We start from the raw sequence: 26,907 nt of genomic DNA on the forward strand, positions 1-26,907 counted from the left end.
CAAGCAGTCATCCCACGCTGGGCGTTGACCCTGCCGACCGCCCCACACCCGTCCTTCGTCGATCGTCTGCCGAGCATCGGCACGACCGGGTGCACCGAGCCCGGGTACAGCGCAACGGCGCGCCGTCCCCAACCCGGGCCACTCTCCCGCACCCTTGGCACTTTCACCTGCCCGTCCGCGGTCGGGTGTCCATGACATTTCGTGTTCGGCGCGCCGGTGAATCCCGGCGCCCGGGCCCGCCGGGGCACCGCCCATTGAATTCGAGGGAAATATGGTGGACATATTCTCGAAAGTCTCCGGTTACACGGCCGCCCGCGATGCCATGGCGGCCGGCATCTACCCGTATTTCCTGCCCTTGACCGGCAACGAGGGCACGACGGTCACTCTCGGTGACCGCGAGCTGGTCATGTGCGGGTCGAACAACTACCTCGGCCTCACCGCCGACCCGCGCGTCAAGCGGGCCGCCGCCCAGGCGGTGGAGCAGTTCGGCACCTCCTGCACCGGCTCCCGGTTCCTCAACGGCAACCTGGCCCTGCACGACCAGCTGGAGGCCGAGCTCGCCGACTTCTACGGCAAGCCCGCGGCCGCCGTCATCTCCACCGGCTACCAGGCCAACCTCGGCACCATCAGCGCGCTCGCCGGCCGCGGCGACGTCGTCTTCGCCGACCGCGACGCCCACGCCTCCGTCGTCGACGGCGGCCGGCTGAGCGACGCCAAGCTGAGACGCTTCCGGCACAACGACCCGGCCGCGCTCGACCGCGCCCTCGCCTCCGTCCCCAACAGCGCCGGCAAGCTCGTCGTCGTCGACGGCGTGTACTCGATGGAGGGCGACCTCTGCGCCCTGCCGGAGATCGTCGAGGTGTGCGAGCGGCGCGGAGCGCGCCTGGTCGTCGACGACGCCCACGGCCTCGGCGTGCTCGACAAGGGCCGCGGCACCTGCTCCTACTTCGGCCTCACCGACCGGGTCGACCTCATCACCGTCACCTTCAGCAAGTCGCTCGCCTCCCTCGGCGGCGCGGTCGTCGGCGACGACGACGTCATCCACTACCTCAAGCACCACGCCCGCAGCCTGATCTTCAGCGCCTCGGCCACCCCGGCCAGCGCCGCCTCCGCGCTGGCCGCCCTGCGCATCCTGCGCGAGGAGCCCTGGCGGGCCGACCGCGCCCAGCAGAACGCCGAGTACATGCGGGCCGGCCTCGCCCAGCGGGGCATCAGCGCCGGCGAGAGCGCGACCCCGGTCATCCCGCTGCGCACCCGCGGCACCATCGAGACCCTCCTGCTGTGGCGGGACCTCATCGACGCCGGCGTCTACACCAACCCCGTCCTGCCGCCCGCCGCGTCGCCGCGGCTGCGGCTCAGCTTCATGGCCACCCACACCACCGAACACCTCGACCGGGTGCTGGACGCGCTCGGCGCGAGGGCCGAGCACTTCCTCGCCGACGACGAACCGGACGCCGACGACGGGTACGCGGTCGAGGCGCTCGCCGAACTCGCCGACTCCGGCGCCGCGGCCCGGCCGTGAGCACGACGGCCGACCCGCGGCCCGGCACCCGACCCGCCACCCCGGGCCGGGCGGCGCCGCCCGCGCTCCGGGCGGCCGTCGCGGCCCTGGCCGGGGCCTCGGCCGGCGCCGTCCTCGGCGCGGGCCTCGCCCCCGGCGCCGGGCACGCGCCCGACCTGCCGTGGTGCGTCGCCGCGGCGGCCGGGGCCGCGCTCGCCGCACTGGCCGCCGCGCTCCACCGGCGGGCCCGCCGGCACCGGCCCGCCTGGGCACCGGCCGCCGGGCTGCTGCTGGTCGGCGGCGCGCTGCCGGCCGCCGCGACCTCCGACATCCCGTGGTGCGCGGCCCTGGCCGCCTCGGCCGCCGTGCTCACCGTCGTCGTGGCCGCGCCCCGCGCGGCGGTCGCGGCGGGTGCCCTCGTGGCACTGGCCGCCGGGGCCCTCGCGGCGGCCTCGGCCCCGGCGGCGACGGCGGCCCTGCTCGGCACCCTGGCCGGGACCGGCGGGCTGATGCTCGTCGCCGCCCTGGCCAGGCCCGTCCAACCGGCCGGATCCACCGCACAGTTCACCCACGGAGACACCCGCACGACAACGCCCCACCCCGAGTAGCCCCTCGACGAACCGAGCCGAGCACCACCCCGACACCGACGCCCGCACCCGTCCCGACCCAAAGGAGCCAGCCATGAGCCGCCTCGGACTCGCCGCCCGCGCCCTGCGACTGACCCTGAGCCGGACCAACGCCGACACCACGCCCGACTACGACGCCGCGAGCTCCAGCTACGACACCTACTTCAGCCCCGTCATGGGCGTCCACTCGCTCGCCGCCCTGCGCGAGGTCACCGTCAGTCCCGGCGACGACGTCCTCGAACTCGCCTGCGGCACCGGCCACCTGACCCACGAGATCGTCCGCAAGCTGGAGGGCCGCGGCTCCGTCCGCGCGGTCGACAAGTCCCCCGGCATGCTGTCCGTCGCGAAGGCCAAGGTGCTGCCCGAGGCGATGCGCTCCCCGGACCTCGAAGTCTCCCTGGAGGAGGGGGACATGGAGGAGTTCCTGCGCACCCGGCCGAACGACAGCGCCGACCTCGTCGTCGTCGGCTGGGCGATCTGCTACAGCAAGCCGGTCAGACTCCTGGAACAGATCAAGCGGGTGCTGCGCCCCGGTGGCCGGATCGTCGTCATCGAGACCCGCGGCGACGCCCTGAAGACGCTGATCGAGCAGCTGGAGAAGGTGTTCACCGCCGACCCGTCGCTGCTCACCGGCATGATCCGGGTCAACCTGCCCAAGGACGCGGCCACCGTGGCCCGCTGGTTCACCAAGGCCGGCCTCACCGTGGACGTCCAGCGCGACGGACACCAGGTGCTGCCCGCCACCACCCCGGAGGAGGCCCTGGAGTGGGTCCAGCGCTCCGGCGCGGCGGCCGGCTTCAAGGACGCCGTCGACCAGAGCCGCGAGGAGCACGCCCTGGAGCTGATCCGCAAGGGCCTCGCCGACCACGTCGCCCGCCACGGCGCGCTGGAGCTGCGCCACACCTTCGTCGTCGTCACCGGGACCAACCCGGGCGCCACCACCGGCACCGGGCCGGGCGGCCGGCACCGCGAGGGAGTCCGCAGCGCATGACCACCACCGCCACACCCGCACCGGCGGCGGAGACCACCCACGGCGCGGTGCAGCACCGGCTGCTGCGCCTCGCCGCGGGGCTCACCTCCCGCCCGAAGACCGTGCTCGTGATCTGGGCCCTGATCATCGCGGCGTGCTTCCCGTTCGCCTCGCAACTGGGCGACGTCCTCACCAAGCAGGGGGCGTCCAAGGTCGTGCCGGGCACCAGCAGCGCCCGGGCGGACCGGCTCGTCGAGGAGTCGTTCCCGGCCCGCTCGCAGCGCGAGTCGATCGTCGCGATCGGCGCACCGGACGTCCGCAGCCCCCGCCTGCGCGCCATGCTCGCCGACCTGGACGACCGGATCGCCGAGCGCGTGCGCACCGGCGAGGTGCAGCAGTCCACCTCGGCGTACACGCTCTACCGGGACTCGACCACCGAGTACCTCAAGCGCCTGCGCACCCAGGTCGACCGGCAGCTCGCCGCCGCGCAGACGCCGGCGACCCCCGACACCCGCCGTCAGGCGGTGGACGCCGCCGTCGCGGCGGGCCAGGTCCCGGCGGCCCTCGCCGAGCCGGCCCGCCAGGCGGTGGCCGTCACCGACGACGCCCGACTCCAGCCGATCTCGGCCGCGTTCGCGAAGGCGACGGACTGGCGCGGCTTCCCGGTGCCGGTGCCCGCCGAGGCCGTCGACCGGCTGGTCGCCGAGGACGGCAGGGCCACGCTGGTCTCGGTCAGCTTCGCCAAGCGCGCCGGGCACGACCCGGACGTGGACTGGCTCCGCTCGGCGATCGCCGACGCCCAGCGCGCCGCCGGGGCCGGGCCGGACGTCGAGGCCCACGTCACCGGTGAGCTGGCGCTGATCAAGGACACGTACAAGAAGGCCGAGGACGACAACGCGCTGATGGAGACGGTCGCCTACGCGATCATCCTCGTCGTCCTGCTGCTGTTCTTCCGGGCCGTCGTGCCGGCCGTGCTCACGGTGGCGGCGATCGGCCTCGCGATGACCGTCAGCCAGGCCGCGCTCTTCGCGCTCGGCCACGGCGTGACGCTCACCCAGTTCACCATCACCATCATGAACTTCGTGATGCTGGGCGCCGGCGTCGACTACAGCATGCTGCTGTCCTCCCGCTACCGGCAGGAGCGGCTGGCCGGCCGCTCGCCGAAGGAGGCCGCGGTGCACGCCACCGCGCACGCGGGCGAGTCGATGCTGCTCGCGGCGGTCGCCGTGGTGCTGGCCTTCGGCGCCACGCTGTTCTCGCCCGTGGACTGGATCCCGCCGCTCGGCTACGGGGGCCTGATCGGCATCCCGATCGTCCTGCTCGCCGCGCTGACGCTCACCCCGGCCCTGCTGGTGCTGCTCGGCGACCGCTTCTTCTGGCTCGGCCGCAACCCCCTGGCCGACCTCGAGCACGGCAGCGCGCTCGGCCGCCACCTGAAGCGGGCCGCCGACCTCGCCCGACGCCGCAAGGTGGCGATCGTGCTGGTCTTCGCGGCCGTCACGGTCCCGTTCGCGGTGATCACGGCCCAGCACCGCTCCACGGCGGACCCGGTCGCGCTCAGCCCGGCCACCGACTCCCGGACGGGCTTCGACCTGGTGGCCCGCGAGTGGGGCGACGCCGCCGTCCTGCCCACGCTCGTGGTCGGACGCGCCGACTCCGGTGTGGTGGACGGGCAGCACCACCTCACCGACAGCGGACGCAAGGCGGTCACCGCCCTCACCGACAAGCTGGCCGCGGTGCCGGGCGTCGCCCGGGTCTCCGCCGTGACCAGGCCGTTCGGCACCCCGGTGAGCGCTGCCGACCTCGACGCGCTCGGCCCGGACGTCCGCCGCGACTACCTGTCCGACGACGGCGCGCTGCGGATCGTCGTCGAACTCGCCGACAAGCCCTACACCGAGGCCGCGGTGAAGACCGTCGACCGCGTCCAGGACGTCACCGCCACGGCCGGCGACGTCGGCCCGCTCGCGGTCGGGGGCGCCACCCAGGTCGACCGGCAGTACGGCGACGCGCTCGACTCCAGCTTCTGGCAGATGATCGGGCTCGTCTCGGTCGGCGTCTTCGTGATGCTGGTGTTCGCGCTGCGCTCGCTGCTGATCCCGATCCGGCTGATCCTCACGATCATGATGAGCAACGTGTGGGCGATCGGCATCACCGTGCTGGTCTTCCACTTCTGGCTCGACAAGGCGATCATCGACGACCTGCCGATCTTCCTCACGGTGCTCATGATGGGCCTCGGCATGGACTACGAGATCTTCCTGGTCACCCGCGTGCGCGACCTCGTGCGCGGCGGGGCCGACCAGGAGAGCGCGACCGTCGGGGCGGTGGTCGACACCGGCCGGGTGATCAACGCGGCGGGCCTGGTCATGGCCGGCAGCCTCGGCACCATGGCGCTCTCCTCGACGATCATGCTCCAGGAGTACGGCGCCGGTCTCGGCCTCGCCGTCCTGCTGGACGCCACGCTCATCCGGATGCTGTTCGTCCCGGCGACGCTGCTGCTGTTCCGCCGCTACAACTGGTGGCTGCCCAGCCTGCGCCGCTCCTCCGCCCCCGCCCCCGCGAAGGCGGGGTGAGCCGGCCGTGACCGCGGACCGCCCGGGGGTGGCGCCCGCCGCCCCCGCGCCCGCCACCCCCGGGCGGGCTCGCACCACGCCGCACCGGCGCGCGCTGCACCGGCGAGGCCTGCACCGGCTCAGACAGCACCACCGGCGGGCGCCCGGTTCCTCCGCCGCCAAGGTGTTCGCCGTGCTCGCCGCCGTCCGGATCGCCGGAGCGGTGTCGATGCCGCTGATGGTGCTCTCCGTCGGCCTCAGCGCGGCCGTCATCGCCGTCCTGGACCGCGCCGGGTGGGCGGCGGCCGGCCTGCGCCGCTTCCGCCTCCTCCCGGCCCTCGCCGGGACGGGCCTGGTGGTGCTCGCCTACGCCGACACCGTGTTCGCCACGCGGGCCGCGTTCGGCCGCGGCGCCGACAACTGGACCTCCCTCGTCCCGGAGCTCTTCCGGCAGATGGCGCCCGGGCAGCCGGTCGTCGCCGGAACCGCCATGGTGCTCTGCATGGGCTTCCTGGTGCCGCTGGTCGAGGAGGTCTGCTACCGCGGCGTGCTGTTCGACGCCGTCGAGCGCACCCGCGGCCCGCTCGTCGCGATCGCCGTCACCTCGGCCGGCTGGGCCCTCGTCCACCTCGGCGACTACGGGCTCAACCCGTTCAACGCCCGGGTCATCTGCGGCGTCCTCCCGTCCGTCTTCGCGATGGGCGTCGCCCTCGGCGTCTGCCGCGCCTGGACGGGCTCCGCGCTCGCGAGCGCCGTCGCGCAGGGCACCGCCAACCTGCTCCTGCTGGCCTGGGTCCTCTGGGCCCTGTGAACCGGCTCTTCCGACGCCTCCCCCGGCGCCTCCCCCGGCACTAGTCCGCTCGCTCCCGATCACCCCAGGTGAGGCACCCCATGAGAATCGCCGTCACCGGCCCGATCGTCATCGACAACCTGATGACCTTCCCCGGCCGTTTCACCAGCCAGCTGCTGCCGGCCCAGCTCCAGCACCTGTCCCTGTCGTTCCTCGTCGACGACCTGGAGGTCCGCTACGGCGGCGTGGCCGCCAACGTCGCCTTCGGCCTCGGCCGGCTCGGCCGCGCGCCGCTGCTGCTCGGCGCGGCCGGCAAGGACTTCGGCGAGTACCGGGCCCGGCTGGAGGAGGTCGGCGTCGACACCTCGCGCGTGCGGATCTCCACCGGCCTGGCCACCGCCCGCTACACCCGCACCACCGACGCCGACGACAACCGCATCGTCTCCTACCACCCCGGCGCCCTCGCCGAGGACGACGCGCCCGGCCCCGAAGGGTGGCCGCAGGACGTCGGCCTGGTCTTCCTCGGCCCCGCCGAGCCCGAGGTGCTCGCCGCCCGGGCCGCCGAGTGCCGCCGCCGCGGGCTGCCGTACCTGGTCGACGTGGCCGGCCGTACCGAGCAGCTCGGCCGGGCCGGCGCCGACGCCGTCCTCACCGGCGCCGCCCACCTGGTCACCAACCGCCGTGAGCGCGCCGCCCTCCTGGACCACACCGGCTGGGCGGCGGCCGACGTGCTGAACCGGGTCGGCGCCTGGATCACCACCCTCGGCCGGGACGGCGTCTGGATCGACTACGCCACCAGCCCCTCCATCGCCGTCCCCGCCGCGCCGATCTCCCGGCTGCCCGACGGCGCGGGCGGCGGCGGGGCGTTCCGGGCGGGCTTCCTCGCCGCGAAGGCCGACGGCCTCGACGACGAACGGGCCGCCCGGACGGGCTGCGTGCTGGCCGCCTACGCCCTGGAGTCGGCGGGCAGCCAGGACTACCTGTTCACCCGGCCCGCCTTCGACGCCCGCCTCGCCGACGTCTACGCGGTCACCGCGGACGCGCGGTAGGGCCGCCCCTGACGACCCGGCGGCCGGTGCACCACACTCTCCCCGAACGGCCCGCGCGCTCCCACCGCACCAACCAGGACGTACGGAACCACGACCTCACGGAGATCCGCACGGTGACCACTCGTCAACTGCCGGAGACCGCCCCAGTAGGCTCGGCCGTATGCGGATCCTCCTCCTCGGCGGCACCTCCTTCATCGGCCGCACCATCGCCGACGAAGCCCTGCACAGCGGGGCCGACGTCACCCTCTTCAACCGCGGCCGGACGAACCCCGGCCTCTTCCCCTCCGCCACCCGCCTCACCGGCGACCGCGACACGGGCGACTACTCGGCGCTCCGGAGCGGCAGTTGGGACGCCGTCGTGGACCTGAGCGGCTTCTTCCCCCGCCAGGTCACCGAGGCGATGGAAGCGCTCGGCGACTCCGTCGGACGCTACCTGTTCATCTCCAGCCACGCGGTCTACGAGCGCGCCGGACTCGCCCCCGGCTCGGACGAGTCCACCCCGCGCCGCGCGCCGTTGCAGGACGCCGAGGACCTGGACGAGGAGACGTACGGCCGGCTCAAGGTCGCCTGCGAGGACGAGGTCGTCGCCCGCTACGGCGAGCGGGCGACGATCGTGCGGCCCGGCAAGGTGGCCGGGCCGCACGACGACCAGCGCGGGCTCACCTACTGGGCCCGCCGGGCGGCGCGCGGCGGCCGGATCGCGCTCCCCGGGCGACCCGAACAGCCCGTCCAGGTGGTCGACTCGCGCGACCTCGCCCGCTTCGTGCTGCGGCTCGTCGAGGACGAGCGGCCCGGCGCGTTCCACGCCGTCGGCCCGGCCGAACCGGTCACGCTGGGCGGGGTGATCGCCACCTGCGCCGAGGTCGCGGGCACCGAGGTCGAGGTCGTCCCGGTGCCGCCGGAGACGGCGCCGCCACCGTTCTTCCCGCTGGTGCGCGAGAAGCCGCTGTGGCCCGGCCAGCAGCGCGACGCCTCCCGCGCCCGCGCGGCCGGCCTGCCCACCACCCCGCTCGCGGTCACCGCCGCCGACGTCCTCGCCTGGGACCGCGACCGCGGCGCACCGCCGCTGGGCCACGGCTTCACCCCCGAGGACGAGGCCCGCATCCTCGCCGAGCACGCGGGGGGCCACTGAGGGACCTCCGCATCGCATCGACGCCCCCGAGCACCCCGAGGCCGCCCTCACCGAACGCCGCACCCCCGCCGTGACCTGATCGTCCGTCACGCCGTGCGCCGCCCGCCGCCCCGGTGGGCCGGGAGCGGCGGACAGCGCGAGGTCGATCCGGAGGTCAGCGCTCGCCGTGCCCGGCGTGGCTGTCCTGGATCTTCTGCCAGGACTTCGGCTCGACGACGGCCTGCGGCTCGTCGGCACCGGCCGCGTCCGAGCGCGGCGCGAGCGAGGCCGCCGCGCCCGCACCGGCCTTCGGCACCGGACCGAGGGCCGGCTTCGACGGGGTGTACAGCCAGGTGGTGAAGAGGTCGCCGAGCGACTGCCCGGAGACCTTCTCCGCGTACGCCTGGAACTCCTTGATCGTCGCGTTGCCGTAGCGGTGCTCGGTGGGCCAGCCCTTCAGGATCCGGAAGAAGGCGTCGTCCCCGACGGCGTTGCGCAGCGCCTGGATCGCCACCGCGCCCCGGTCGTAGACGGCGGAGTCGAACTGGTTGTCCGCGCCCGGGTCGCCCGGCTTGACGGCCCAGAACTTGTCGTCGGCCGGGTGCGAGGCGTAGACGTAGTCGGCGAGCTCCTGCGCGGTGCCCTCGCCCTCGTGCTCGGACCACAGGTACTGCGCGTACGACGCGAAGCCCTCGTTGAGCCAGATCTCGCTCCAGTTCGCGACCGAGACGCTGTCGCCGTACCACTGGTGGGCCAGCTCGTGCACGACCACCGAGGCGTTGGAGCCGCGCGCGAACTGCCGGGGCCCGTAGAACACCCGGGTCTGGTTCTCCAGCGCGAACCCGGCCTTGACGTTGGGCACGTAGCCGCCCGCCGAGCTGAACGGGTACTCGCCGAAGTAGCCGCTGAGCCAGTCGACGAGCTCGCCGGTGCGCTCGACGCTGGCGCGGGCGGCGTCGGCGTTCTCGCCGAGGTCCTTGCTGTACGCGTTGTAGACCGGGAGGCCGCTCGCCGTGGTGTCCTGGGTGACGTCGAACTTGCCGACCGCCAGGGTGGCCAGGTACGTCGCCTGGGGCTTGTTCTCGCGCCAGCTGAAGCGGGTCCAGCCTGCCTTCGAGCTCTTGCCGACGAGCAGGCCGTTGCTGATCACCTCGTTGCCGTCGGGCACCTGGACCGAGACGTCGAAGGTGGCCTTGTCGCTGGGGTGGTCGTTGCTCGGGAACCACCACCACGCCGCCTCCGGCTCACCGGCCGCCACCGCGCCGTCCGGGGTGCGCTGCCACGCGGTGAAGCCGTAGCGCTTCACGGTGGACGGCACGCCCTTGTAGCGCACGACCACGGTGGCCTGGCTGCCCTTGGCGAGCGGCCGGGCCGGCGTGACCTCCAGCTCCTGCACCCCGCCGGCGGCGAAGGTGGCGGGCCGGCCGTTGACCCGGACCTCCTGGACGTCCAGCGCGAAGTCGAGGTTGAAGCGCGAGAGGTCCTGGGTGGCGGTGGCCAGGATGGTGGTGGTGCCCTCCAGCTCGTCGGTGGCGGGCTGGTACTTCAGCCGGATGTCGTAGTGGGAGACGTGGTAGCCGCCGTTGCCGTAGGTCGGGTAGTAGGAGTCGCCGATGCCGGGTGCGCCCGGCTGGAAGTCGGCGGCCGACGCGGGGACGGCGAGGAACAGGGCCATGGCACTCGCGGCGGAGACGATCAGCCTCTTGCGCAACGGGTCCTCCAGGATCACTGGGACGAAGGGTCGGATCGATCCTTGTCCCGGTGGCCCCGGCTCCACTCCCGAATTATGAGATGTTCATGCAAAGAAACAAGCCGAAATGAAGCAAGCGGCCGAAAGCCTGCGGCGGCCCGCCTCGACCGGGCCCGTCAGGCCCCCAGTGCCACCGGCGCCCGCACCAGCGAGCCGTACTCCGTCCAGGAGCCGTCGTAGTTCTTCACGTGCGGATACCCGAGCAGCTCGGTCAGCGCGAACCACGTGTGCGCGGACCGCTCGCCGATCCGGCAGTACGCGATCACCTCGCGCTCCGGCTCCACGCCCCGGCCCCCGTACAGCGCCCGCAGTTCCTCCGCCGAGCGGAACGTCCCGTCCTCGTTGGCCGCCTGCGACCAGGGGATGTTCAGCGCCCCGGGGATGTGCCCGGGCACCTGCCCCTGTTCCTGCGGCAGGTGCGGCGGCGCGATCAGCTCGCCCCGGAACTCGGCCGGCGAGCGGACGTCCACCAGCACCGCGTCCGTACCCGGTTTCGCGAACACCTCGGCCTTGCCGAGCACTTCGTCCCGCAGCGCGCGCAGCTCCGGCCGCTCGGGCCCGGTGAGCCGGTAGGAGGTGTGCTGGTAGTCCATGACCTCGTGGGTGAGCTCACGCCCCTCCAGCTCCCACTTCTTCCGCCCGCCGTCCAGCAGCCGCACCGGTCCGAACCCGCGCAGTCGCAGGAGCCAGAACGCGTACGCGGCGAACCAGTTGTTGTTGGCGCCGTACAGCACGACGGTGGTGTCGTCCTCGACGCCGGCCGCGCGCAGCAGGTGCTGGACGCCCGCCCGGTCGACGTAGTCGCGCCCGACGCTGCTGTGCAGGTCGGTGACCCAGTTCCAGCCGACCGCGCCGGGGATGTGGCCCCGCTCGTACGCGCCGGTGTCCTCGTCCACCTCGACGACCCGGACGGTGCCGTCGTCCAGGTGGTGGGCCAGCCAGTCGGTGCGGACCAGCGCCTCGGGGTGTGCGTAGCCGTTGCCGGTCATACCGGGCCCTCCTTCGCTCCGCCCGGGACCGGGGCGCCCGACCACGGGCACGGCGAAGGACCGGCGACCGGGCCGGACAGTTCGAACGTACGCCGACTGCCCGGCCCCGGCCACCTCACCGGCGCCGCCGGTCAGGAGAAGATCACCGAGCGAAGCTTCAGCCGGTCTCCGAGCTTCTTGCCCGGGTTCATGACGTAGAACACGTCGCCGTTGCAGTCGAAGTCCAGGAACACCGTGGCCGTGGAGGTGGTGAAGTTCTCCGGCGCGAAGGCGGGATCCTTCTCGGTCGCCCCGAAGAGGTTGATGCACGTGCCGCTCTCCGGGTCGGCGAGCCCGGCCGGGACGCCCGGGCCGACCCTGTAGAGGAAGTCGCCGACGGCGGCATCGGCCGAGGAGGCCGGAAGGGCGAGGACGAGGGCGAGAGCGCTGGCGGAGGCCAGTACGGCGTTGCGGAGACGCATTGTTGAGGGCCTTTCAGGAGGTACCCGGCGGTACCTGGTGAATTGGTGCGAGATCACCCTATGGGCCCAAAAAGAGCAGAAACGGTTCTCCACTTACACCCTTTCGGGTGGTTTACGAGGAAAGGCCGCTACCCGCCGCACCGGCCGACGTGCGTGGCGCTCAGTTCGGCGGGGCGGTGAAGAAGTACCCCGAGTCGACCAGCACCGGCAGGTACGCCTTGATCGCCGCCACCGTCTGCGAGCGGTCCCCGCCGCCGTCGTGGTTGAGCACGATCGAGCCGGGCCGGACGTCCTTGAGGATGGTGTCGATGATCGCGGAGGTCCCCGGCCGGGCCCAGTCCCGCGGGTCGACCGACCAGGCCATGTTCCGCAGCCCGAGCTCCGCGGCCACCCGCAGCGAGACGTCCGACCAGTCCCCGCCGGGAGCGCGGAACCAGGTCGGCTGCCGGCCGGTGGTCTTGAACAGCACGTCCGAGGTGCGCTCCAGCTCGTCCCGGACCTTGGTCTCGGACAGGTGCCGCAGGTCCGGGTGGGTCCAGGTGTGGTTGGCGATGTGGTGCCCGCGGTCCGCGATCTCCCGCACCAGCGCCGGGTGCTCGACGGCGTTCTCGCCGATCAGGAAGAAGGTCGCCCGGATCCCGTACTTCTGGAGCAGGTCGAGGACGGTCGGGGTGTAGCGCGGATCCGGACCGTCGTCGATGGTGAGCGCCACCACCTTCCGCGAGGGGTCGAGCTCGTACACCGGCTTCCCCTCCGCCTGGGTGAGCACCTTGTGCACGGGCTGGACGGGCTGCGCACTCGGCGAGCCCTTCGCGGCGGGCGTCGGCGTGGCCGACGGCGAGAACGTCGGCGACGGCGAGAACGTCGGCGACGGCACCGCCGAGCCGCTCGCCGAGGCCCACTGCGAGGGGGACCCGACCGGCGCGGCCCCCGCCGCCCCCGCCTCGGCGGCATCCGGCCCGGGCAGCGGCGGCGGATCCGCGCCGTCGAACGGGTTCTGGCAGCCGGCCGCGCCGAGCAGCGACATTCCGGCAGCCACCAGCAACAGCCTGCGCGACGGGGCACGGCTTCCGGACCTGGACGAAGTGTCCTGAGAGGTAATCAGACGATCTGACAGCATTGTGGATGCTTCCCCCGCCCGTCGCCCCCGCTCCCGGTCGGCACTCCGACGGACCGGATCACCACTCCGACGGCCCAAGCTCCCAGCTTCCCCCCACCGGACTCACAGGTTCCCCCCAGGACCGCTACGCTGACCCCCTCCAGTGTGATGATCTGCCATCAGAGGACGTGGCCATGACGAGAAGTCAGGACCTCCCCGACCGGGACCAGCACGAGGACGAGCCCACCGAGCCGAGCCAGTGGGAACGCTTCGGCGTCGACACCACCGCTCCCCACTCGGCCCGGGTCTACGACCACTGGCTCGGCGGCAAGACCAACTTCCCGCCCGACCGCGCCATGGCCGAGGCCATCGAGCAGGCCGTGCCCAGCATCAAGGAGATGGCCAGGGCCAACCGCGCCTTCCAGGGCCGGGCCGTGCGCCACCTCGCCAGCGACCACGGCATCCGCCAGTTCCTCGACCTCGGCACGGGCATCCCCACCTCCCCCAACACCCACGAGATCGCCGAGGAGGTCAGCCCCGGCACCCGCGTGGTGTACGTCGACAACGACCCGATCGTGCTCGCCCACGCCCGAGCCCTGATGGTCTCCACCCCGGCCAGTCGCACCACCTACATCCACGCCGACCTGCGCAAGCCCGAGGAACTGCTCTCCGACCCGGCGCTCACCGCGACGCTCGACCTCGACCAGCCGGTCGGCCTCCTGATGATCGCCGTGCTGATGCTGATCGCCGACGAGGACGACCCCTGGGGCCGGGTCGCCGCGCTGCGCGACGCCCTGCCCTCCGGCAGCTGCCTCGCGCTCACCACCCCCACCCAGGACTTCGACCCGGTGGCCGTCGGCCAGGTCACCGAGGCCGCCCGGGCCGGCGGGATGACCCTCGTGCCGCGCACCCGCGACGACGTCGTGCGCTTCTTCGACGGCTGGGACCTCGTCGAGCCGGGCGTCACCCCCGTCCTCGCCTGGCGCCCGGACGGCCCGCCGCCGGCCAACCCGTGGGCCGCGTACTACTGGGGCGGCGTCGCGATCAAGCGCTGAGCCCCGCACCCGCCCGCGTCCCGGCTGCCGCACCGCTCACTTCAGCAGCCGGGACAGCCTGCGGTCCGCCAGCGGTTTCCCGCCGGTCTGGCAGGTCGGGCAGTACTGCAAGGAGGAGTCCGCGAACGACACCTCGCGCACGCTGTCCCCGCACACCGGGCACGGCCGGCCGGTGCGGCCGTGCACCCGCATGCCCAGCTTCTTCTCGGCCTTCAGCTCCCCGGCCGCGAGCCCGCGCGAGCGCTCCACGGCGTCGCGCAGCGTGTCGCCGAGCGCCGCGTACAGCCGGGCCGTCTCCTCGTCGGTCAGGCTCGACGCCAGCTTGAACGGGGACATCCGGGCCGCGTGCAGCACCTCGTCCGAATAGGCGTTGCCCACGCCCGCGAGCACGGTCTGGTCCCGCAGGACGCCCTTGAGCTGCCGCCGCTCGCCGTGCAGCAGGGTCGCGAAGCGCTCGGGCGTGAAGCCCGGATCCAGCGGGTCCGGCCCGAGCCGGGCCACCCCGGGCACCTCGGCCGGGTCCCGCACGACGTGGACGGCGAGCCCCTTCTTCGTCCCCGCCTCCGTGAGGTCGAAGCCGTCCCCGGCGTCGCCCGCCAGGCGCACCCGCAGCGCGAGCGGGTTCTTCGGGCTCGGGTGCGGCGGCTCGGCGGGCAGCTCGTCCTTCCAGCGCAGCCACCCGGCGCGGGCCAGGTGGATCACCAGGTGCAGCCCGCCGGCCTCGATGTCCAGGAACTTCCCGTGCCGCGCGACCGACCCGACCGTCAGGCCCTCCAGGGCGGTGACCGGCGGGTCGTACGTCTTCAGCGCGCTGATCGCCACCGGCTGCACCCGGGCGACGACCCGCCCGGTCAGCCGCTCGCGCAGGAAGGCGCACAGCGCCTCGACCTCCGGCAGCTCCGGCATGCGCCCAGTCTCCCGCACGGCCCCGCTCCCCGCGCCCCGGCGGCTGCGCCCCTGCGCCCTTTGCCCACGGGCGCTGCGGAGCGCAGGCTGGAAACACCCCACGATCGACCAGAGGAGCGGTCAACCGCAGGAGGGTCCGGTCAGGCCATGAGCGAGCGCAACGAGGTGGGCGCATGAGCGAGCGCAGCGAGCGAATCATCGAGGGCCGCGCATGAGCACCCTGGAGGAGCAGATCGACATAGCGGTGCCCGTCCTCGCCGCCTGGGAGCAGCTGCACCGGGTGCACGACTACCCGCGGTTCGTCGACGGGGTGCGCAGCGCCTACCCGCACGGGCGGAACCTCGCCCACCTCGGGGTGGCGGTCGGGGGCTCCGAGCGGGACGTCGAGACCGAGATCACCGACCGGGGCCGGGGCCGGGTGATGGCCTGGCGGACGCTCGACGGGGTCCGGCTGCGGGGCGCGTTCGCGCTGCTGCCCATCGACCCGGGGCACACCCGGCTGCAGATCCGGGTGGAGTACGACCCGCAGGCCGTGCACGAGGCCTTCGGCGGGCCGCGCGGCTTCGCCCAGGCCGGGGCGATCGAGCGGGCCGTGCGCGGCGATCTCGAACACTTCCGGGACCTCGTCGAGGCACGGGTCGCAGCTGCGCGATGATCGCGTAAGGACCGCATAAGCCCAGCTCAGTAGTGGTGGTGAGGCGCCCCACAGGACGCCGCCGACCGGACCGTTCGGGTTCCGACCTATGGCAGACTCGGGTGCGATGCACTCTTCGGGCCCGGTCACCAGGACGCTCCGCGCGGCGGTCTTCGCCGCGCTGGTCGTGCTGCTCGCCGGCCTCGGCCAGGTGCTCGTCACCGGCCGTTCGCTACCCACCGGCACGCTGGCCGTCGCCTCGGCCACCGTCTTCGCGGTGGCCTTCGCGCTCGCCGGCCGCGAGCGCGGCTACCCGGCGGTCGCCGCGGTGTTCCTGCCGCTGGAGCTGGGCGTGAGCGCGCTGTTCGGCTACGCCCAGGCGAGCTGTCCGGCCCTGCCGCCCGGCACCGCCCGCGGTTTCGACCCGCTGTTGTGCGGCGGTGGTTCCCTGGGCGGCTTCCTCCTCGGGCACGGGGCCGCCCCGCACACCGGGCTGGCCCTGCTCCTGCTGCTGCACACGGCGATCGCGCTGGCCGGCGCGTTCTGGCTGCACCGCGCGGACGCCGCGCTGGCCGGCCTGGCCCGTTCGGCCCGGATGTCGGGCGAGTTCCTGCACCGGCACCTGCCGGCCGCCGCCCGCCTGCTGCCGCTGCTCTCGGCGCCCGTCCCGGCCCGTCCGGTGGTCCGGGTGCCGTTCCCGCAGGCCAGCCGGGTCCGCGTCCCGGCCGAGGACGTCGTGCTCGGCCCCGCCGTGCGGCGCGGTCCGCCGGTGTTCGCCCCGGCCTGCTGAGCGACCTCTCACCCACGGTCGCGGCCGGTCCTCTCACCGCGCGCCGATTCCGCGCGCGCCCGCCCTTCCGCACGCCCGCGCGCACTCGCCCGCGGGCCCGCGAGCACCCGAGAGCACAGGACGACACCCCATGAGCAACTCCCGCAAGACCAGCACCAAGACCTCCGCCACCGAGCGCATGCGCGCCGCCCGCGAGCAGGCCGAGCGCGCCGACCGGGTCCGCCGCCGCGTCGTGGTCGGCACCGCCTCCGTCGCGCTGCTCGCGATCGTGGGCGGCGTGGCCTTCGCCGCGAGCGGCTCCTCCGGATCCTCCGACAGCTCCGCGAGCGGCCCGCTGGTCGTCCCGGCCAACGCCGGCGGCACCAACGGCACCGTGATCACGTACGGCAAGGCCGACGCCCCGCACACCCTGGCGGTCTACGAGGACTTCCGCTGTCCGTTCTGCGAGCAGTTGGAGACCACCACCGGTTCGGCGATCCAGCAGTTCGCCGATGCCGGCACCTACAAGATCGAGTACCACCTGGCGACGTTCCTGGACGACAACCTCGGCGGCAAGGGCTCGCGCACCGCGCTGGCCGCCGCCGGCGCCGCTCTCGACGAGGGCGTGGACAAGTTCAAGGCGTTCCACGACGTGCTCTACAAGAACCAGCCCGACGAGCGCACCGACACCTTCGGCGACACCAACAAGATCCTCGACCTGGCCGGCCAGGTGCCGGGCCTGAAGACCGACGCCTTCGTGAAGGCCGTCCAGGAGGGCACCTACGTGCCGTGGGCGGCCAAGGTGAACCAGGAGTTCAACAAGAGCGAGGTCACCGGCACCCCGACCGTCGAGCTGGACGGCAAGAAGCTCGACGTCCTCACCGGCGGGAAGGCCGTCAGCCCCGAGCAGTTCACCGCGATGGTCAAGCAGGTGACCGGGTGACGACCGCCCCCGCCGCGCGGACGTACGGCGCGGGCCGGCCGTTCGCCTGGCTGCTGCTGGTCGGCGGCGCGCTCGGCCTGTTCGCCTCGGCGGTCCTCACGCTGGACAAGCTCCGGCTGCTGAAGGACCCGTCGTACGTGCCCAGCTGCAACATCAACCCGATCATCAGCTGCGGCTCGATCATGCGCAGCGAGCAGGCCGAGGCCTTCGGCTTCCCCAACTCGCTGCTCGGCCTGGCCGGTTTCGCCGTGGTGACGGCGATCGGCGCGGGCCTGCTCGCGGGGGCGTCGTACCGGCGCTGGTTCTGGCTCGGCCTCCAGGCGGGGACGGTCTTCGGGATCGGCTTCGTGACCTGGTTGATGTACCAGTCGCTCTACCGGATCGGCGCGCTCTGCCCGTACTGCATGGTGGTGTGGGTCGGCGTCGTGGCCCTGTTCTGGTACACGACGCTGCACAACCTGCGCTCGGGCGTCATCCCGGTGGGGCGCGGGCTGCGGCCGGTGGTGCGGGAGGCGGCGCGCTACCACTGGGTGGTGCCGGCGCTCTGGTACGCGGTGATCGCGCTGCTGGTGCTCGACCGCTTCTGGTACTACTGGAGCACCCTGCTCTGACGGGTCGCGCCTCCGCCCCCTCGATCCCGGGGCGGAGGCGCGACCGACCGTCAGAACTCGACCGGCGGGAAGGTGAACGCGGCCACCTCGGCCAGGAGTTCGGCCTTCCGGTCGTCGTCGATGAAGGACGCGCGGAACGAGTTCGCGGCGAGCAGCCGCACCGTCTCCGGCTCCAGCGCCAGGGCCTGCTGGACGGCCCGGAAGTTGTCGTCGACGTAGCCGCCGAAGTAGGCCGGGTCGTCGGAGTTGACGGTGACGAGCAGCCCGGCGTCCAGCATCTCCCGCAGCGGGTGGTCGGCGAGCGTGTCGACGCAGCGCAGGCGGACGTTGGAGAGCGGGCACAGGGTCAGCGGCACCTGCTCGCGGACCAGCCGGGCCACCAGCTCGCCGTCCTCCAGGCAGCGCAGCCCGTGGTCGATCCGCTCGACGCCCAGGACGTCCAGCGCCTCCGTGACGTACGCGGCCGGCCCCTCCTCCCCGGCGTGGGCGACGCGGCGCAGCCCGGCCTCGGCCGCGCGCCGGTACACCTCGCGGAACTTGGCCGGCGGGTTGCCGACCTCGGCCGAGTCGAGCCCGATCCCCGCGATCCGGTCGAAGTACGGCCGCGCGGCCTCGAAGGTCTCCAGCGCCGACCCGGCGGACTCGTCCCGCAGGAAGCACATGATCAGCTGCGTGCTGACGCCGTACCGCTCCTCACTGCGCCCGAGCGCCCGGGTGAGCCCGTCCACGACGACCCCGATCGGCACCCCGCGGGCGGTGTGCGCCTGCGGGTCGAAGAAGATCTCCGCGTGCCGCACGCCCTGCTCGGCGGCCCGGGCGAGGTAGGCGTCGGCGAGGTCCGCGAAGTCGTCCTCGGTGCGCAGCACGGCCATCAGCGCGTAGTACAGGTCCAGGAACGACTGCAGATCGCTGAACGAGTACGCCCCACGGAGCTCCTCGGTGCCGGCGTACGGCAACACGACGCCGTTGCGATCCGCGAGCGCGAACGCGAGCTCGGGCTCGAGCGTGCCTTCGATGTGCAGGTGCAGTTCGGCCTTGGGAAGGGGCATGAGCGATCCGTCCGCGCGGTTTCTATGGAAACGAAGGATTCATCCTACGTCTCCTGTCGGGGCTCGGTGATCACAGCCTGCCCCGGCCGGCGGCACGGCGCCCACCTCGAGATGCCGCCCGTCACCCGACCGCGTGTACTGGAGCGGGTAGCCGGGCACCGACTACAAGGGGGGCACCGGGGGGCACTACGCGAGGAGGTACGGACATGCGGCACGCCACCGCCCCGCAGCTCAGGCCCGAGGGCGTCTCTCCGCACGCTCTGGGCAACGACACCCTGCTGCACGAGCTGGAACAGCTGCACCGCACACGGCACGAGACGTTCCTGTACGGCTCCGAGGAGGCGCTCAAGCGCCACACCCTGCGCACCGGCCAGTTGGAGGCCGAGTACCTGCACCGCTTCCCCAACCGCCTGGTGACGGCCGGCCGCACCCGGGCCGGAGCCCGGGCGCGTGAGGCGGCCGCCCGGGTGGAGTCCCTGCCCGAGTAGTCCGCGCGGGCCGTCCCCGCGCGCCGCCCGGCGGGACACGCCGGGCGGCGGTGGCGTGTCCGGGGACGGCCGGTCGGGCAGGTTGGGCACAGGCCCTTCCCCGAGACCCTGGGAGCCCCCCGCATGCCCATCGCAAGCGTCAACCCCGCGACCGGCGAGATCCTGCAGACCTTCGAACCCCTCGACGCGGCCGGCCTCGACCGGCGCCTGGCCCTCGCCGAGGCCGCCTTCCACAGCTACCGGACCACCACCTTCGCCTCGCGCGCCGCGCTGCTGCGCCGGGCCGCCGACCTGCTCGACCAGGACCAGGAGGCGATCGCCCGCACGATGACCGAGGAGATGGGCAAGCCGCTCACCGCCGCCAGGGCCGAGGCCGCCAAGTGCGCCAAGGCGATGCGCTGGTACGCCGACAACGCCGAGGCGCTGCTCGCCGACGAGCACCCGGCCCCGGCAGACGTCGCCGACTCGGGCGCCGCCCGCGCCTACGTCCGCTACCGTCCGATCGGCGCCGTGCTGGCCGTCATGCCGTGGAACTTCCCCTTCTGGCAGGTGATCCGGTTCGCCGCGCCCGCGCTGATGGCGGGCAACGTCGGCCTGCTCAAGCACGCGTCCAACGTGCCCCGCACGGCCGTCGCGCTGGAGGAGCTGTTCCGCCGGGCCGGCTTCCCCGAGGGCTGCTTCCAGACCCTGCTGATCGGCTCCGGCGCGGTCGAGGACGTCATCCGGGACCGCCGGGTGGCCGCCGTGACCCTCACCGGCAGCGAGCCGGCCGGGCGGGCCGTCGCCGCCACCGCGGCCGACGAGGTCAAGAAGGCCGTCCTGGAGCTCGGCGGCAGCGACCCGTACGTGGTGATGCCGTCCGCCGACCTCGACGCCGCCGTCCGCACCGCCGTCCGGGCCCGGGCGCAGAACAACGGCCAGTCCTGCATCGCCGCCAAGCGCTTCATCGTCCACACGGACGTCTACGACGCCTTCACCGCCGGCTTCACCGAGGCGATGCGCGCCCTGCGGGTGGGCGACCCGATGGACGAGGCGACCGACGTCGGCCCGCTCGCCAGCCGCCAGGGCCGGGACGACCTGGAGGAACTCGTCGAGGACGCGCGCTCCCACGGCGCCCGCGTCGAGTGCGGCGGCGGGCGCCCCGAGGGCTGGGACACCGGGTACTTCTACGAGCCGACCGTGCTCACCGGCATCACCCCGGCCATGCGGATCCACCTGGAGGAGACCTTCGGGCCGGTCGCCACCGTCTACCGCGTCGCCGACCTGGACGAGGCCGTCGCGCTCGCCAACGACACGCCGTTCGGCCTGAGTTCCAACGTCTGGACGACGGACGCGGGCGAGCAGGAGCGCTTCGTGCGCGACATCCAGGCGGGCGGCGTGTTCTTCAACGGCATGACCGCCTCCCACCCGGCGCTGCCGTTCGGCGGCGTCAAGCGCTCCGGGTTCGGGCGGGAGCTGTCGGGGCACGGGATCCGGGAGTTCTGCAACGTCACCACGGTGTGGATCGGCTGAGCCCGGATCCCGTGCCGCCGCGGGCCGGGGTCAGGCGGCCATCCGGTGCCTGCCCCGGCCGGGCGTCGTCATCCAGCGGGCGACGACGCCCACCAGCGCGACGAACGTCAGGGCCCAGAAGACGGACATCAGGGTGAGCACGAACCACTGGGACACCTGCACCGCGGCCATGCACAGGCCGATCGACAGCGCGACCATCAGCGTCACGGCGGTCGGGGTGAGGCTCAGCAGCCAGTGCCAGGCCCGGTGCCCCAGGCTCGGGTCCTTCGGGGCATCGGGGCCGGTGTCGAGTGCCTTGTAGGTCAGCAGGTCCATGAGGATCGTCTCCCGTCCTCGGTCGGGAATGGGAACTACCGGGTTCGCGGCGCTCCCCGCACGGTCTACGAGGCCTTGCGGGGGGACGCCGACTTGCGGGTGGTCTTCTTCGCGGCCGGCTTCGGCTTGGCGGCGGTCGCCTTCGACTGTGCGGCCGCCGTCTTCTTCGCCGGGGCGGCCCGCTTGCGCGGCGGCGCGGGCCCCTCCTCCGCAGGCCCGTCGCCGCCGTGCGCGACCTTGGCCTGTTTGAGGCTGCTGCGCAGCGCCGCCATCAGGTCGATCACGTTGTCGGGCGCCGCGCCGGGCTCCTCCTCGTGCGGGAGCTCGACGCCCTCCAGCCGGGCCTGGACGACCTGCTGGAGGGCCCGCTGGTAGTCGTCCTGGAGCTGGGAGAGGTCGAAGTCCTCGGAGAGCGTCTCCATCAGCGACCGGGCCATCTTCAGCTCCTGCGGCCGCACCTTGACGTCCTCCTCGGGTGCGATCCCGGCCGCCGGCCGCACCTCGTCGGGCCAGATGCAGGTCTGCAGCACGAGCGTGCCGTCGTGCACGCGCAGCACCGCGGGCGACTCCCGGGTGCGCAGCGCGATCTTGGTGACGGCGATCTGGCCGGACTCCACGAGCGCGTCGCGCAGCAGCGCGTACGGCTTGGCGGCGCCCTTGTCGGCGACGCCGACGTAGTAGGCCTTGGAGAACATCAGCGGGTCGATCTCGGCGGCGTCGACGAAGGCCAGCACGTCGATGATCTTCTTGCTGGGCAGCGGGAGGTCGGCCAGGTCCTCGTCGGTGAGGGTGACGGTGCGACCGTCCGGCGACTCGTAGCCCTTGGCGATCTCCCCGTACGGGACCTCCTTCTCCTCCCGCTCGCAGTACCGCTTCATCCGCACCCGCCCGCCGTCCTTGGCGTGCACCTGGTGCAGCGGGACGTCGTGCTCCTGCGTGGCCGAGTACAGGTGGACGGGGATGCTGACCAGCCCGAAGCTGATCGTCCCCTTCCAGGTGGTCTGCATGGGCATGAGGCCGACCCCTTCCGGAGAATCCCACTCTGCCCGGATTCGCCCCTTTCGGCCACACCGGGTCGACAATGGCCCGGAGGAGGCGGGTGCCGATGACTGCGGACGGGCGGGAGCAGCACGCACCGCCGCCGGAGCGGACGACGTACCGGGTGGCGTACGCCGTCGCCGGCGAGCCCGGCGTCCGATGGGCGGAGGTGTCGCTGTTGCCCGGCCACGCACAGGAGGGCGACATCCCCCGGATCCTCGCGGCCCGCCTCACCGGGCGACCGGCGGACGCCCGCCGGATCGTCGTCCTGGAGCTTCGAGAGGCATAGACCTCCCGCCCGGGAACCCCCCGCCATCTGACACTGCGTCAGATTTGAGGCTTCCACGTCACCTCCGCACCCGCTCTGACCTGCGCTTTCTCGTCCGCTTACCGAACAGTTATCGAGGCCGTGTTCCGATACTCGGGCGTAGAAGTTAGGTTGCACCGCAATGCGCGGGTCTGTCCCCACAACCCTCCGGCGAGACGAGCCGAGGGTCACACCGCGCGGGAAAGGCAAAAGGGCACCCTTGATGAGTGCGGACACCACCAAGCCGGCTACGACGGCGAAGGTCCCCCAGCAGGCGGGACCGCACGGGCACGGCGGGCACGGCGGCGACGGCCACCTGAAGGCCGGGCTCAAGAACCGCCACCTGTCGATGATCGCCATCGGCGGCGTGATCGGCGCCGGTCTGTTCGTCGGCTCCGGCGCGGGCATAGCGTCCACCGGCCCCGGCATCCTGCTCTCCTACGCACTGGCCGGCCTGCTGGTCGTGCTGGTGATGCGGATGCTCGGCGAGATGGCCGCGGCCGACCCGCAGAGCGGCTCCTTCTCGGCGTACGCGGACCGCGCGCTCGGGCGCTGGGCCGGGTTCACCATCGGCTGGCTGTACTGGTTCTTCTGGGTCGTGGTGCTCGCGGTCGAGGCGACCGCCGGCGCGAAGATCCTCAACCAGTGGATGCCGGGCGTGCCGCAGTGGGCGTTCGCACTGATCGTGATGGCGGTGCTCACCGCCACCAACCTCGCCTCGGTGTCGTCCTACGGCGAGTTCGAGTTCTGGTTCGCCGGGATCAAGGTCGTCGCGATCGCGGCGTTCCTGGTGATCGGCATCCTCGCCGTGTTCGGCCTGCTGCCCGGCACCCACTCGGTCGGCACCACCAACCTCACCGGCCACGGCGGCTTCCTGCCGCACGGCGTCGGCGCGGTGTTCACCGGCATGCTCACCGTCGTGTTCGCGTTCATGGGCAGCGAGATCGTCACGCTCGCCGCCGGCGAGTCCGAGGACCCGGAGAAGGCCGTCACCAAGGCCACCAACAGCGTGATCTGGCGCATCGGCGTCTTCTACCTGGGCTCGATCCTGCTCGTCGTCACCCTGCTGCCGTGGGACTCCGCCGAGGTCAAGGCCAGCCCGTACGTCGCGGTGCTGAACCACGTGGGCATCCCGCACGCCGGCCAGGTGATGGACGTGATCGTGCTGACGGCCGTCCTGTCCTGCCTCAACTCCGGGATGTACACGGCCTCCCGCATGGCCTTCTCGCTCGGCCAGCGCGGCGACGCGCCCAAGGCGTTCGCGACCGTCACCGAGCGCGGCGTGCCGCGGGTCGCGATCCTGTCCTCGGTGGTGTTCGGCTTCATCGCCGTCTTCTTCAACTACACCTCCCCCGACACGGTGTTCGCGTTCCTGCTGAACTCCTCGGGCGCGATCGCGCTCTTCGTGTGGCTGGTGATCTGCGGCACCCAGCTGCGGATGCGCAAGATCATCGAGCGCGAGATGCCCGAGCGGCTGACCGTCCGGATGTGGCTGTACCCGTACCTGACCTGGTTCGCGATCGGCATGATCGGGTTCGTGATGGCGTACATGTTCACCGACTCCGACGGGCGCAAGCAGATGTACCTGTCGCTGGTCGCCGCGGCGATCGTGCTCGCGGCCTCGGCCGTGGTGGGCCGCCGGCGGCGGGCCGCGGTGGCGGCGGATTCCTGAGCCGTCCGCCCCGCGCGTGCGCGACGCCGGGCCCGGGAGCCGTTGCGGAGGCTCCCGGGCCCGGTTCGCGTTTTTCCGGGAGAGCGCCGCTCCCGCTTGACCAGGCACCCGTTTGACGGGTCTGCGTCAATGGGGATACCCGGCTTGGCGCTTCCCCCTCGGAGCGCACCCCCACCGTCACCGGGAGGCCCCGTGCCGCTCCCCCTCGTCCCCTCCCCCACCGCCGTCCCCGTCTCCGCCCGGCTGCGCTTCGGCCACCGGCTGCGGCACTGGCGCGAGGTCCACGGCCTCAGCCAGGCCGGACTCGGCCGCCGGCTCGGCTACGACGACTCCCTCATCAGCCGGATCGAGAACGCGCGCCGCTGGCCGCCGCCCGGACTCGCCGCCCGCGCCGACGAACTGCTCGGCACCGGCGGGGAACTCGCCGGGCTCTGGCAGTCCGTGCAGCAGGAACGCGAGCACCTCGGTGCCCTCGGCCCGCTCGGCACGGCCGGAGCCGCCGATGCCGCCCGGCCCGACGCGGCCGCCCTCGACGTCCAGCGCCGCCTGCTGGCCGTCTACCGCACCGCCCTCGGTCACGTGGGCGGCGAGGACCTGACCGCCGTCCTCGAGCACCACACCCGCACCCTGGCCGGCTGGCGGCAGGACGCCCCCGTCCTCTCCCTCGCCGCCCGCTACGCCGAGCTCGCCGGCTGGGCCCACTTCGACGGCGACCGCCCGGCCCGCGCCCACGCCTGGTACGGCCGCGGGCTCGCCTGGGCCCGCGCCGCCGGCGACCGGGCCGCCGTCGCCGACCTGCTCGCCCGGCAGAGCGCGGTGCACTGGTGGAGCGGCGACCCCACGACGGCCCTCGCCCTCGCCGGCGCCGCCCGCGCCGCCGCGCTCCTCCTGCCCGCCCGGCCCGGCGTCCAGGCCTGGGCCGCTCTCGCCGCGGCCCACGCGCACGGCCGCGCCGGTGCCGCCGGCGACGCCCTGCGCGCCCTCGCCGACGCCGAGCGGCTGACCGGGATAGCCCTGCGCGCGGGCGAACCGAGCCCGTGGCTGGCCCGCGCCCACCTCGTGCTGACCGTCGCCCACGGCACGTGCCACCGCGACCTCGCCGCGAGCCTCGCCAGCCCGTCCCACGCCCGCACCGCCGCGGCCCACCTGAGCACCGCGCTCACCCAGCTGCCCCCGTCCACCCATCCCCACGACCACGCCCTCGTCACGGCCCGCCTGGCCACCGCCCACGCCCACGCGGGCGACCCGGAGGCCGCGTCCGCCCTCCTCGCCCACCTCCCGCCCACCCCGAGGGGTCGCACCGCCCACGAGGCCCGACTGGCCCGCTGCCTGCTGTCGCGAGCCCCGGCCCGCTAGGCCGGGACGCCTGCGAGCCACGCACGCCCCGTCCAGGCGCATCCCGCCCACGCCCCGTCCCGTCCACGCCTGTACGCCACGCCCGGGGGCCACCCAGCGGCCCCCGGCACGCCCGCCCCCCGGTCCGCACAGCCGGCCCCGCACGCGCCCGGCAGGCCCGCCGCCCCCGCCCCCTCGGCCCCCTTCGCCCGCGCGCCCGAACCGCCCCAAGGCGGCTCCTCCGCACGCACCGGCGCCCGGGAGCCGAGGACCGGCTTCCGGGCGCCTCTCCGCATCCCCGATCAGAGCGTGGCCGCGGCCGCCGCGATGTCGGCGGCGTAGGTGCTCACCTTGGTGTAGACGCCGGGGTAGCCCGGGCGGGCGCAGCCGTTGCCCCAGCTGACGATGCCGACCTGGACGGGCCGGCCGGCCGCGTCGGCCCGGAACATCGGGCCGCCGGAGTCGCCCTGGCAGGTGTCGACGCCGCCCTGGTCGACGTAGCCCGCGCACAGCGAGGCCGAGGTGACGAGGTTCGGGTAGGCGGTGGTGCAGGTCGCGTCGTCCACGTGCGGCACGGTGGCCTTCAGCAGGTACTGCTGCTGGTCGCCGCCCTCGGTGGCCGCGCCCCAGCCCACGATGGTGAAGGTGCCGTCGTCGTACGCCGTGCTGGTGGTGATCGGCAGCGTGGCCACCCGCGCGCCGCTGACCGGCGCGCTCAGCTTGACGAGCGCCCAGTCGTCGCCGTTCTCCGCGCCGCTGAAGGCGGGCGACCGGTAGACGTACGCGGACTGCGCGGTGATGGCGTCCGGGCCGTCGAGGTCGACGACGCCGAGCGTGGCCGTGATGCTCGTGTCGGCACCCGTGCCGTTCACGCAGTGCGCGGCGGTGAGGACGATCTGCGGGCCGTAGAGCGCGCCGCCGCAGCCCATCGACAGCCGGACCACGAACGGGAACTCGCCCTGCGCGGCCTGGGTGCCGCCGACCACCGTCCGGGACGGCGTCGGGGCGGCCGCGGCCGGGAGGGCCGTCATGCCCACCGCGCACACGAGGCCGGCCAACAGGCTTGCCATCCTTCCGAATTGACGCTTCATCGCTGCCTCCTGGACACGTCGGGAGGCTTGAGCGTGGCGCGCCACCGCGGCCCGCGAGGAGGGGTCGAGCCCTGCCAGCCCGACCTGGCAGGAACACGGCAAGGCGAGATTCCACCCCATCGCGGTGACCATCCGACTACTCTCCGCCGAACTCCGCCCGCCAAACGTGTGAGGCCGCCCACAGACGATTCCCCGTCTACGACCCTCCGTAGCAGAAGCCCGGCACCGGACGTCCGACTCATCCACCGCCGGACCCACCCACCGCCTCGCCCCACCTGAAGAACGCA

27 protein-coding genes are annotated in these 26,907 nt (G+C 73.5%); 18 read left to right on the forward strand and 9 right to left on the reverse strand.

Features of this window, described 5'->3' with window-relative positions; all coding sequences use genetic code 11:
• Positions 1–271: 271 nt before the first annotated feature.
• The 7 genes from PUR71_RS25840 to PUR71_RS25870 all read left to right on the forward strand — a co-directional run bounded on the left by PUR71_RS25840 (position 272) and on the right by PUR71_RS25870 (position 8,617).
• A complete protein-coding gene (locus PUR71_RS25840; RefSeq protein ID WP_329929505.1) occupies positions 272–1,522 on the forward strand; it encodes an aminotransferase class I/II-fold pyridoxal phosphate-dependent enzyme in 1,251 nt (416 codons plus the stop codon).
• Positions 1,519–2,109 (forward strand): hypothetical protein, encoded by a 591-nt coding sequence (locus PUR71_RS25845; RefSeq protein WP_329929506.1) that lies wholly within the window; start codon positions 1,519–1,521, stop codon positions 2,107–2,109. Before PUR71_RS25840 ends, PUR71_RS25845 begins: the two co-directional genes overlap by 4 nt.
• Positions 2,110–2,182: 73 nt before the next feature.
• Entirely contained in the window at positions 2,183–3,118 is a 936-nt protein-coding gene (locus PUR71_RS25850; RefSeq protein ID WP_329929507.1) for a class I SAM-dependent methyltransferase, read from the forward strand.
• The gene (locus PUR71_RS25855; RefSeq protein WP_329929508.1) at positions 3,115–5,667 is read left to right on the forward strand and encodes an MMPL family transporter; all 2,553 of its coding nucleotides are present in this window, start codon (positions 3,115–3,117) and stop codon (positions 5,665–5,667) included. The genes PUR71_RS25850 and PUR71_RS25855 overlap by 4 nt, the downstream gene beginning before the upstream one ends.
• Before the next feature lie 7 nt (positions 5,668–5,674).
• A complete protein-coding gene (locus PUR71_RS25860; RefSeq protein ID WP_329929509.1) occupies positions 5,675–6,457 on the forward strand; it encodes a CPBP family intramembrane glutamic endopeptidase in 783 nt (260 codons plus the stop codon).
• Between the two features lie 80 nt (positions 6,458–6,537).
• Positions 6,538–7,485 carry a PfkB family carbohydrate kinase gene (locus PUR71_RS25865; RefSeq protein ID WP_329929510.1) on the forward strand — a complete coding sequence of 316 codons (948 nt, stop codon included), beginning with the start codon at positions 6,538–6,540 and terminating at the stop codon, positions 7,483–7,485.
• A gap of 160 nt (positions 7,486–7,645) precedes the next feature.
• Positions 7,646–8,617 (forward strand): NAD-dependent epimerase/dehydratase family protein, encoded by a 972-nt coding sequence (locus PUR71_RS25870; protein ID WP_329929511.1) that lies wholly within the window; start codon positions 7,646–7,648, stop codon positions 8,615–8,617.
• 154 nt (positions 8,618–8,771) lie between these two features.
• Here PUR71_RS25870 and PUR71_RS25875 read toward each other — a convergent pair whose 3' ends face one another.
• The 4 genes from PUR71_RS25875 to PUR71_RS25890 form a co-directional block, all read right to left on the reverse strand.
• Positions 8,772–10,271: a M1 family metallopeptidase gene (locus tag PUR71_RS25875; protein WP_443077576.1), complete on the reverse strand. Its 1,500-nt coding sequence runs from the start codon at positions 10,269–10,271 to the stop codon at positions 8,772–8,774.
• Between the two features lie 191 nt (positions 10,272–10,462).
• A complete protein-coding gene (locus PUR71_RS25880) occupies positions 10,463–11,335 on the reverse strand; it encodes a sulfurtransferase (RefSeq protein ID WP_329929512.1) in 873 nt (290 codons plus the stop codon).
• A gap of 131 nt (positions 11,336–11,466) precedes the next feature.
• A complete protein-coding gene (locus PUR71_RS25885) occupies positions 11,467–11,796 on the reverse strand; it encodes a hypothetical protein (RefSeq protein ID WP_329929513.1) in 330 nt (109 codons plus the stop codon).
• A 160-nt stretch (positions 11,797–11,956) separates the two neighbouring features.
• A complete protein-coding gene (locus PUR71_RS25890) occupies positions 11,957–12,574 on the reverse strand; it encodes a polysaccharide deacetylase family protein (RefSeq protein ID WP_329929514.1) in 618 nt (205 codons plus the stop codon).
• Between PUR71_RS25890 and PUR71_RS25895 the strand changes: the two genes are divergently transcribed.
• Both PUR71_RS25895 and PUR71_RS25900 read left to right on the forward strand, forming a co-directional pair.
• Positions 12,558–12,890, forward strand: a complete 333-nt coding sequence (locus tag PUR71_RS25895; protein ID WP_329929515.1) for a hypothetical protein — start codon at positions 12,558–12,560, stop codon at positions 12,888–12,890. The genes PUR71_RS25890 and PUR71_RS25895 overlap by 17 nt on opposite strands.
• 199 nt (positions 12,891–13,089) lie before the next feature.
• Positions 13,090–13,950 carry an SAM-dependent methyltransferase gene (locus PUR71_RS25900; protein ID WP_329929516.1) on the forward strand — a complete coding sequence of 287 codons (861 nt, stop codon included), beginning with the start codon at positions 13,090–13,092 and terminating at the stop codon, positions 13,948–13,950.
• A gap of 36 nt (positions 13,951–13,986) precedes the next feature.
• Here PUR71_RS25900 and PUR71_RS25905 read toward each other — a convergent pair whose 3' ends face one another.
• The gene (locus PUR71_RS25905; protein ID WP_329929517.1) at positions 13,987–14,856 is read right to left on the reverse strand and encodes an Fpg/Nei family DNA glycosylase; all 870 of its coding nucleotides are present in this window, start codon (positions 14,854–14,856) and stop codon (positions 13,987–13,989) included.
• A gap of 211 nt (positions 14,857–15,067) precedes the next feature.
• Between PUR71_RS25905 and PUR71_RS25910 the strand changes: the two genes are divergently transcribed.
• From PUR71_RS25910 to PUR71_RS25925, 4 genes are all read left to right on the forward strand, one after another.
• Complete coding sequence (locus PUR71_RS25910; RefSeq protein WP_329929518.1) at positions 15,068–15,511, forward strand: SRPBCC family protein; 444 nt, start codon at positions 15,068–15,070, stop codon at positions 15,509–15,511.
• A gap of 106 nt (positions 15,512–15,617) precedes the next feature.
• Positions 15,618–16,280, forward strand: coding sequence for a hypothetical protein (locus PUR71_RS25915; RefSeq protein ID WP_329929519.1), 663 nt, complete (start codon positions 15,618–15,620; stop codon positions 16,278–16,280).
• Positions 16,281–16,410: 130 nt separating this feature from the next.
• Positions 16,411–17,202 (forward strand): DsbA family protein, encoded by a 792-nt coding sequence (locus PUR71_RS25920; RefSeq protein ID WP_329929520.1) that lies wholly within the window; start codon positions 16,411–16,413, stop codon positions 17,200–17,202.
• On the forward strand, positions 17,199–17,813 hold the full coding sequence (locus PUR71_RS25925; RefSeq protein WP_329929521.1) for a vitamin K epoxide reductase family protein: 615 nt from the start codon (positions 17,199–17,201) through the stop codon (positions 17,811–17,813). The genes PUR71_RS25920 and PUR71_RS25925 overlap by 4 nt, the downstream gene beginning before the upstream one ends.
• Before the next feature lie 50 nt (positions 17,814–17,863).
• On the opposite strand, the gene PUR71_RS25930 is transcribed toward PUR71_RS25925, so the two are convergent.
• Positions 17,864–18,862, reverse strand: coding sequence for an adenosine deaminase (locus tag PUR71_RS25930; protein ID WP_329929522.1), 999 nt, complete (start codon positions 18,860–18,862; stop codon positions 17,864–17,866).
• Between the two features lie 206 nt (positions 18,863–19,068).
• Between PUR71_RS25930 and PUR71_RS25935 the strand changes: the two genes are divergently transcribed.
• Together PUR71_RS25935 and PUR71_RS25940 are read left to right on the forward strand one after the other, a co-directional pair.
• Entirely contained in the window at positions 19,069–19,350 is a 282-nt protein-coding gene (locus PUR71_RS25935) for a DUF6158 family protein (protein ID WP_329929523.1), read from the forward strand.
• A gap of 123 nt (positions 19,351–19,473) precedes the next feature.
• Complete coding sequence (locus PUR71_RS25940; RefSeq protein WP_329929524.1) at positions 19,474–20,862, forward strand: NADP-dependent succinic semialdehyde dehydrogenase; 1,389 nt, start codon at positions 19,474–19,476, stop codon at positions 20,860–20,862.
• Positions 20,863–20,892: 30 nt separating this feature from the next.
• Here the strand turns inward: PUR71_RS25940 and PUR71_RS25945 are convergent, their stop codons facing one another.
• Positions 20,893–21,177, reverse strand: coding sequence for a hypothetical protein (locus PUR71_RS25945; RefSeq protein ID WP_329929525.1), 285 nt, complete (start codon positions 21,175–21,177; stop codon positions 20,893–20,895).
• Positions 21,178–21,242: 65 nt separating this feature from the next.
• A complete protein-coding gene (ku, locus tag PUR71_RS25950) occupies positions 21,243–22,190 on the reverse strand; it encodes a non-homologous end joining protein Ku (RefSeq protein ID WP_443077567.1) in 948 nt (315 codons plus the stop codon).
• Positions 22,191–22,282: 92 nt separating this feature from the next.
• On the opposite strand from ku, the gene PUR71_RS25955 reads away from it, so the two are divergent.
• From PUR71_RS25955 to PUR71_RS25965, 3 genes are all read left to right on the forward strand, one after another.
• A complete protein-coding gene (locus PUR71_RS25955) occupies positions 22,283–22,504 on the forward strand; it encodes a hypothetical protein (protein ID WP_329929526.1) in 222 nt (73 codons plus the stop codon).
• A 241-nt stretch (positions 22,505–22,745) separates the two neighbouring features.
• Positions 22,746–24,194: an amino acid permease gene (locus PUR71_RS25960; protein ID WP_329929527.1), complete on the forward strand. Its 1,449-nt coding sequence runs from the start codon at positions 22,746–22,748 to the stop codon at positions 24,192–24,194.
• Positions 24,195–24,386: 192 nt separating this feature from the next.
• Entirely contained in the window at positions 24,387–25,550 is a 1,164-nt protein-coding gene (locus PUR71_RS25965) for a helix-turn-helix transcriptional regulator (RefSeq protein WP_329929528.1), read from the forward strand.
• Positions 25,551–25,831: 281 nt separating this feature from the next.
• Here PUR71_RS25965 and PUR71_RS25970 read toward each other — a convergent pair whose 3' ends face one another.
• Positions 25,832–26,599 (reverse strand): S1 family peptidase, encoded by a 768-nt coding sequence (locus tag PUR71_RS25970; RefSeq protein ID WP_329929529.1) that lies wholly within the window; start codon positions 26,597–26,599, stop codon positions 25,832–25,834.
• Positions 26,600–26,907 lie beyond the last annotated feature (308 nt).

It is taken from the genome of Streptomyces sp. SP17BM10 (assembly GCF_036322405.1).
Lineage (GTDB): Bacteria > Actinomycetota > Actinomycetes > Streptomycetales > Streptomycetaceae > Kitasatospora.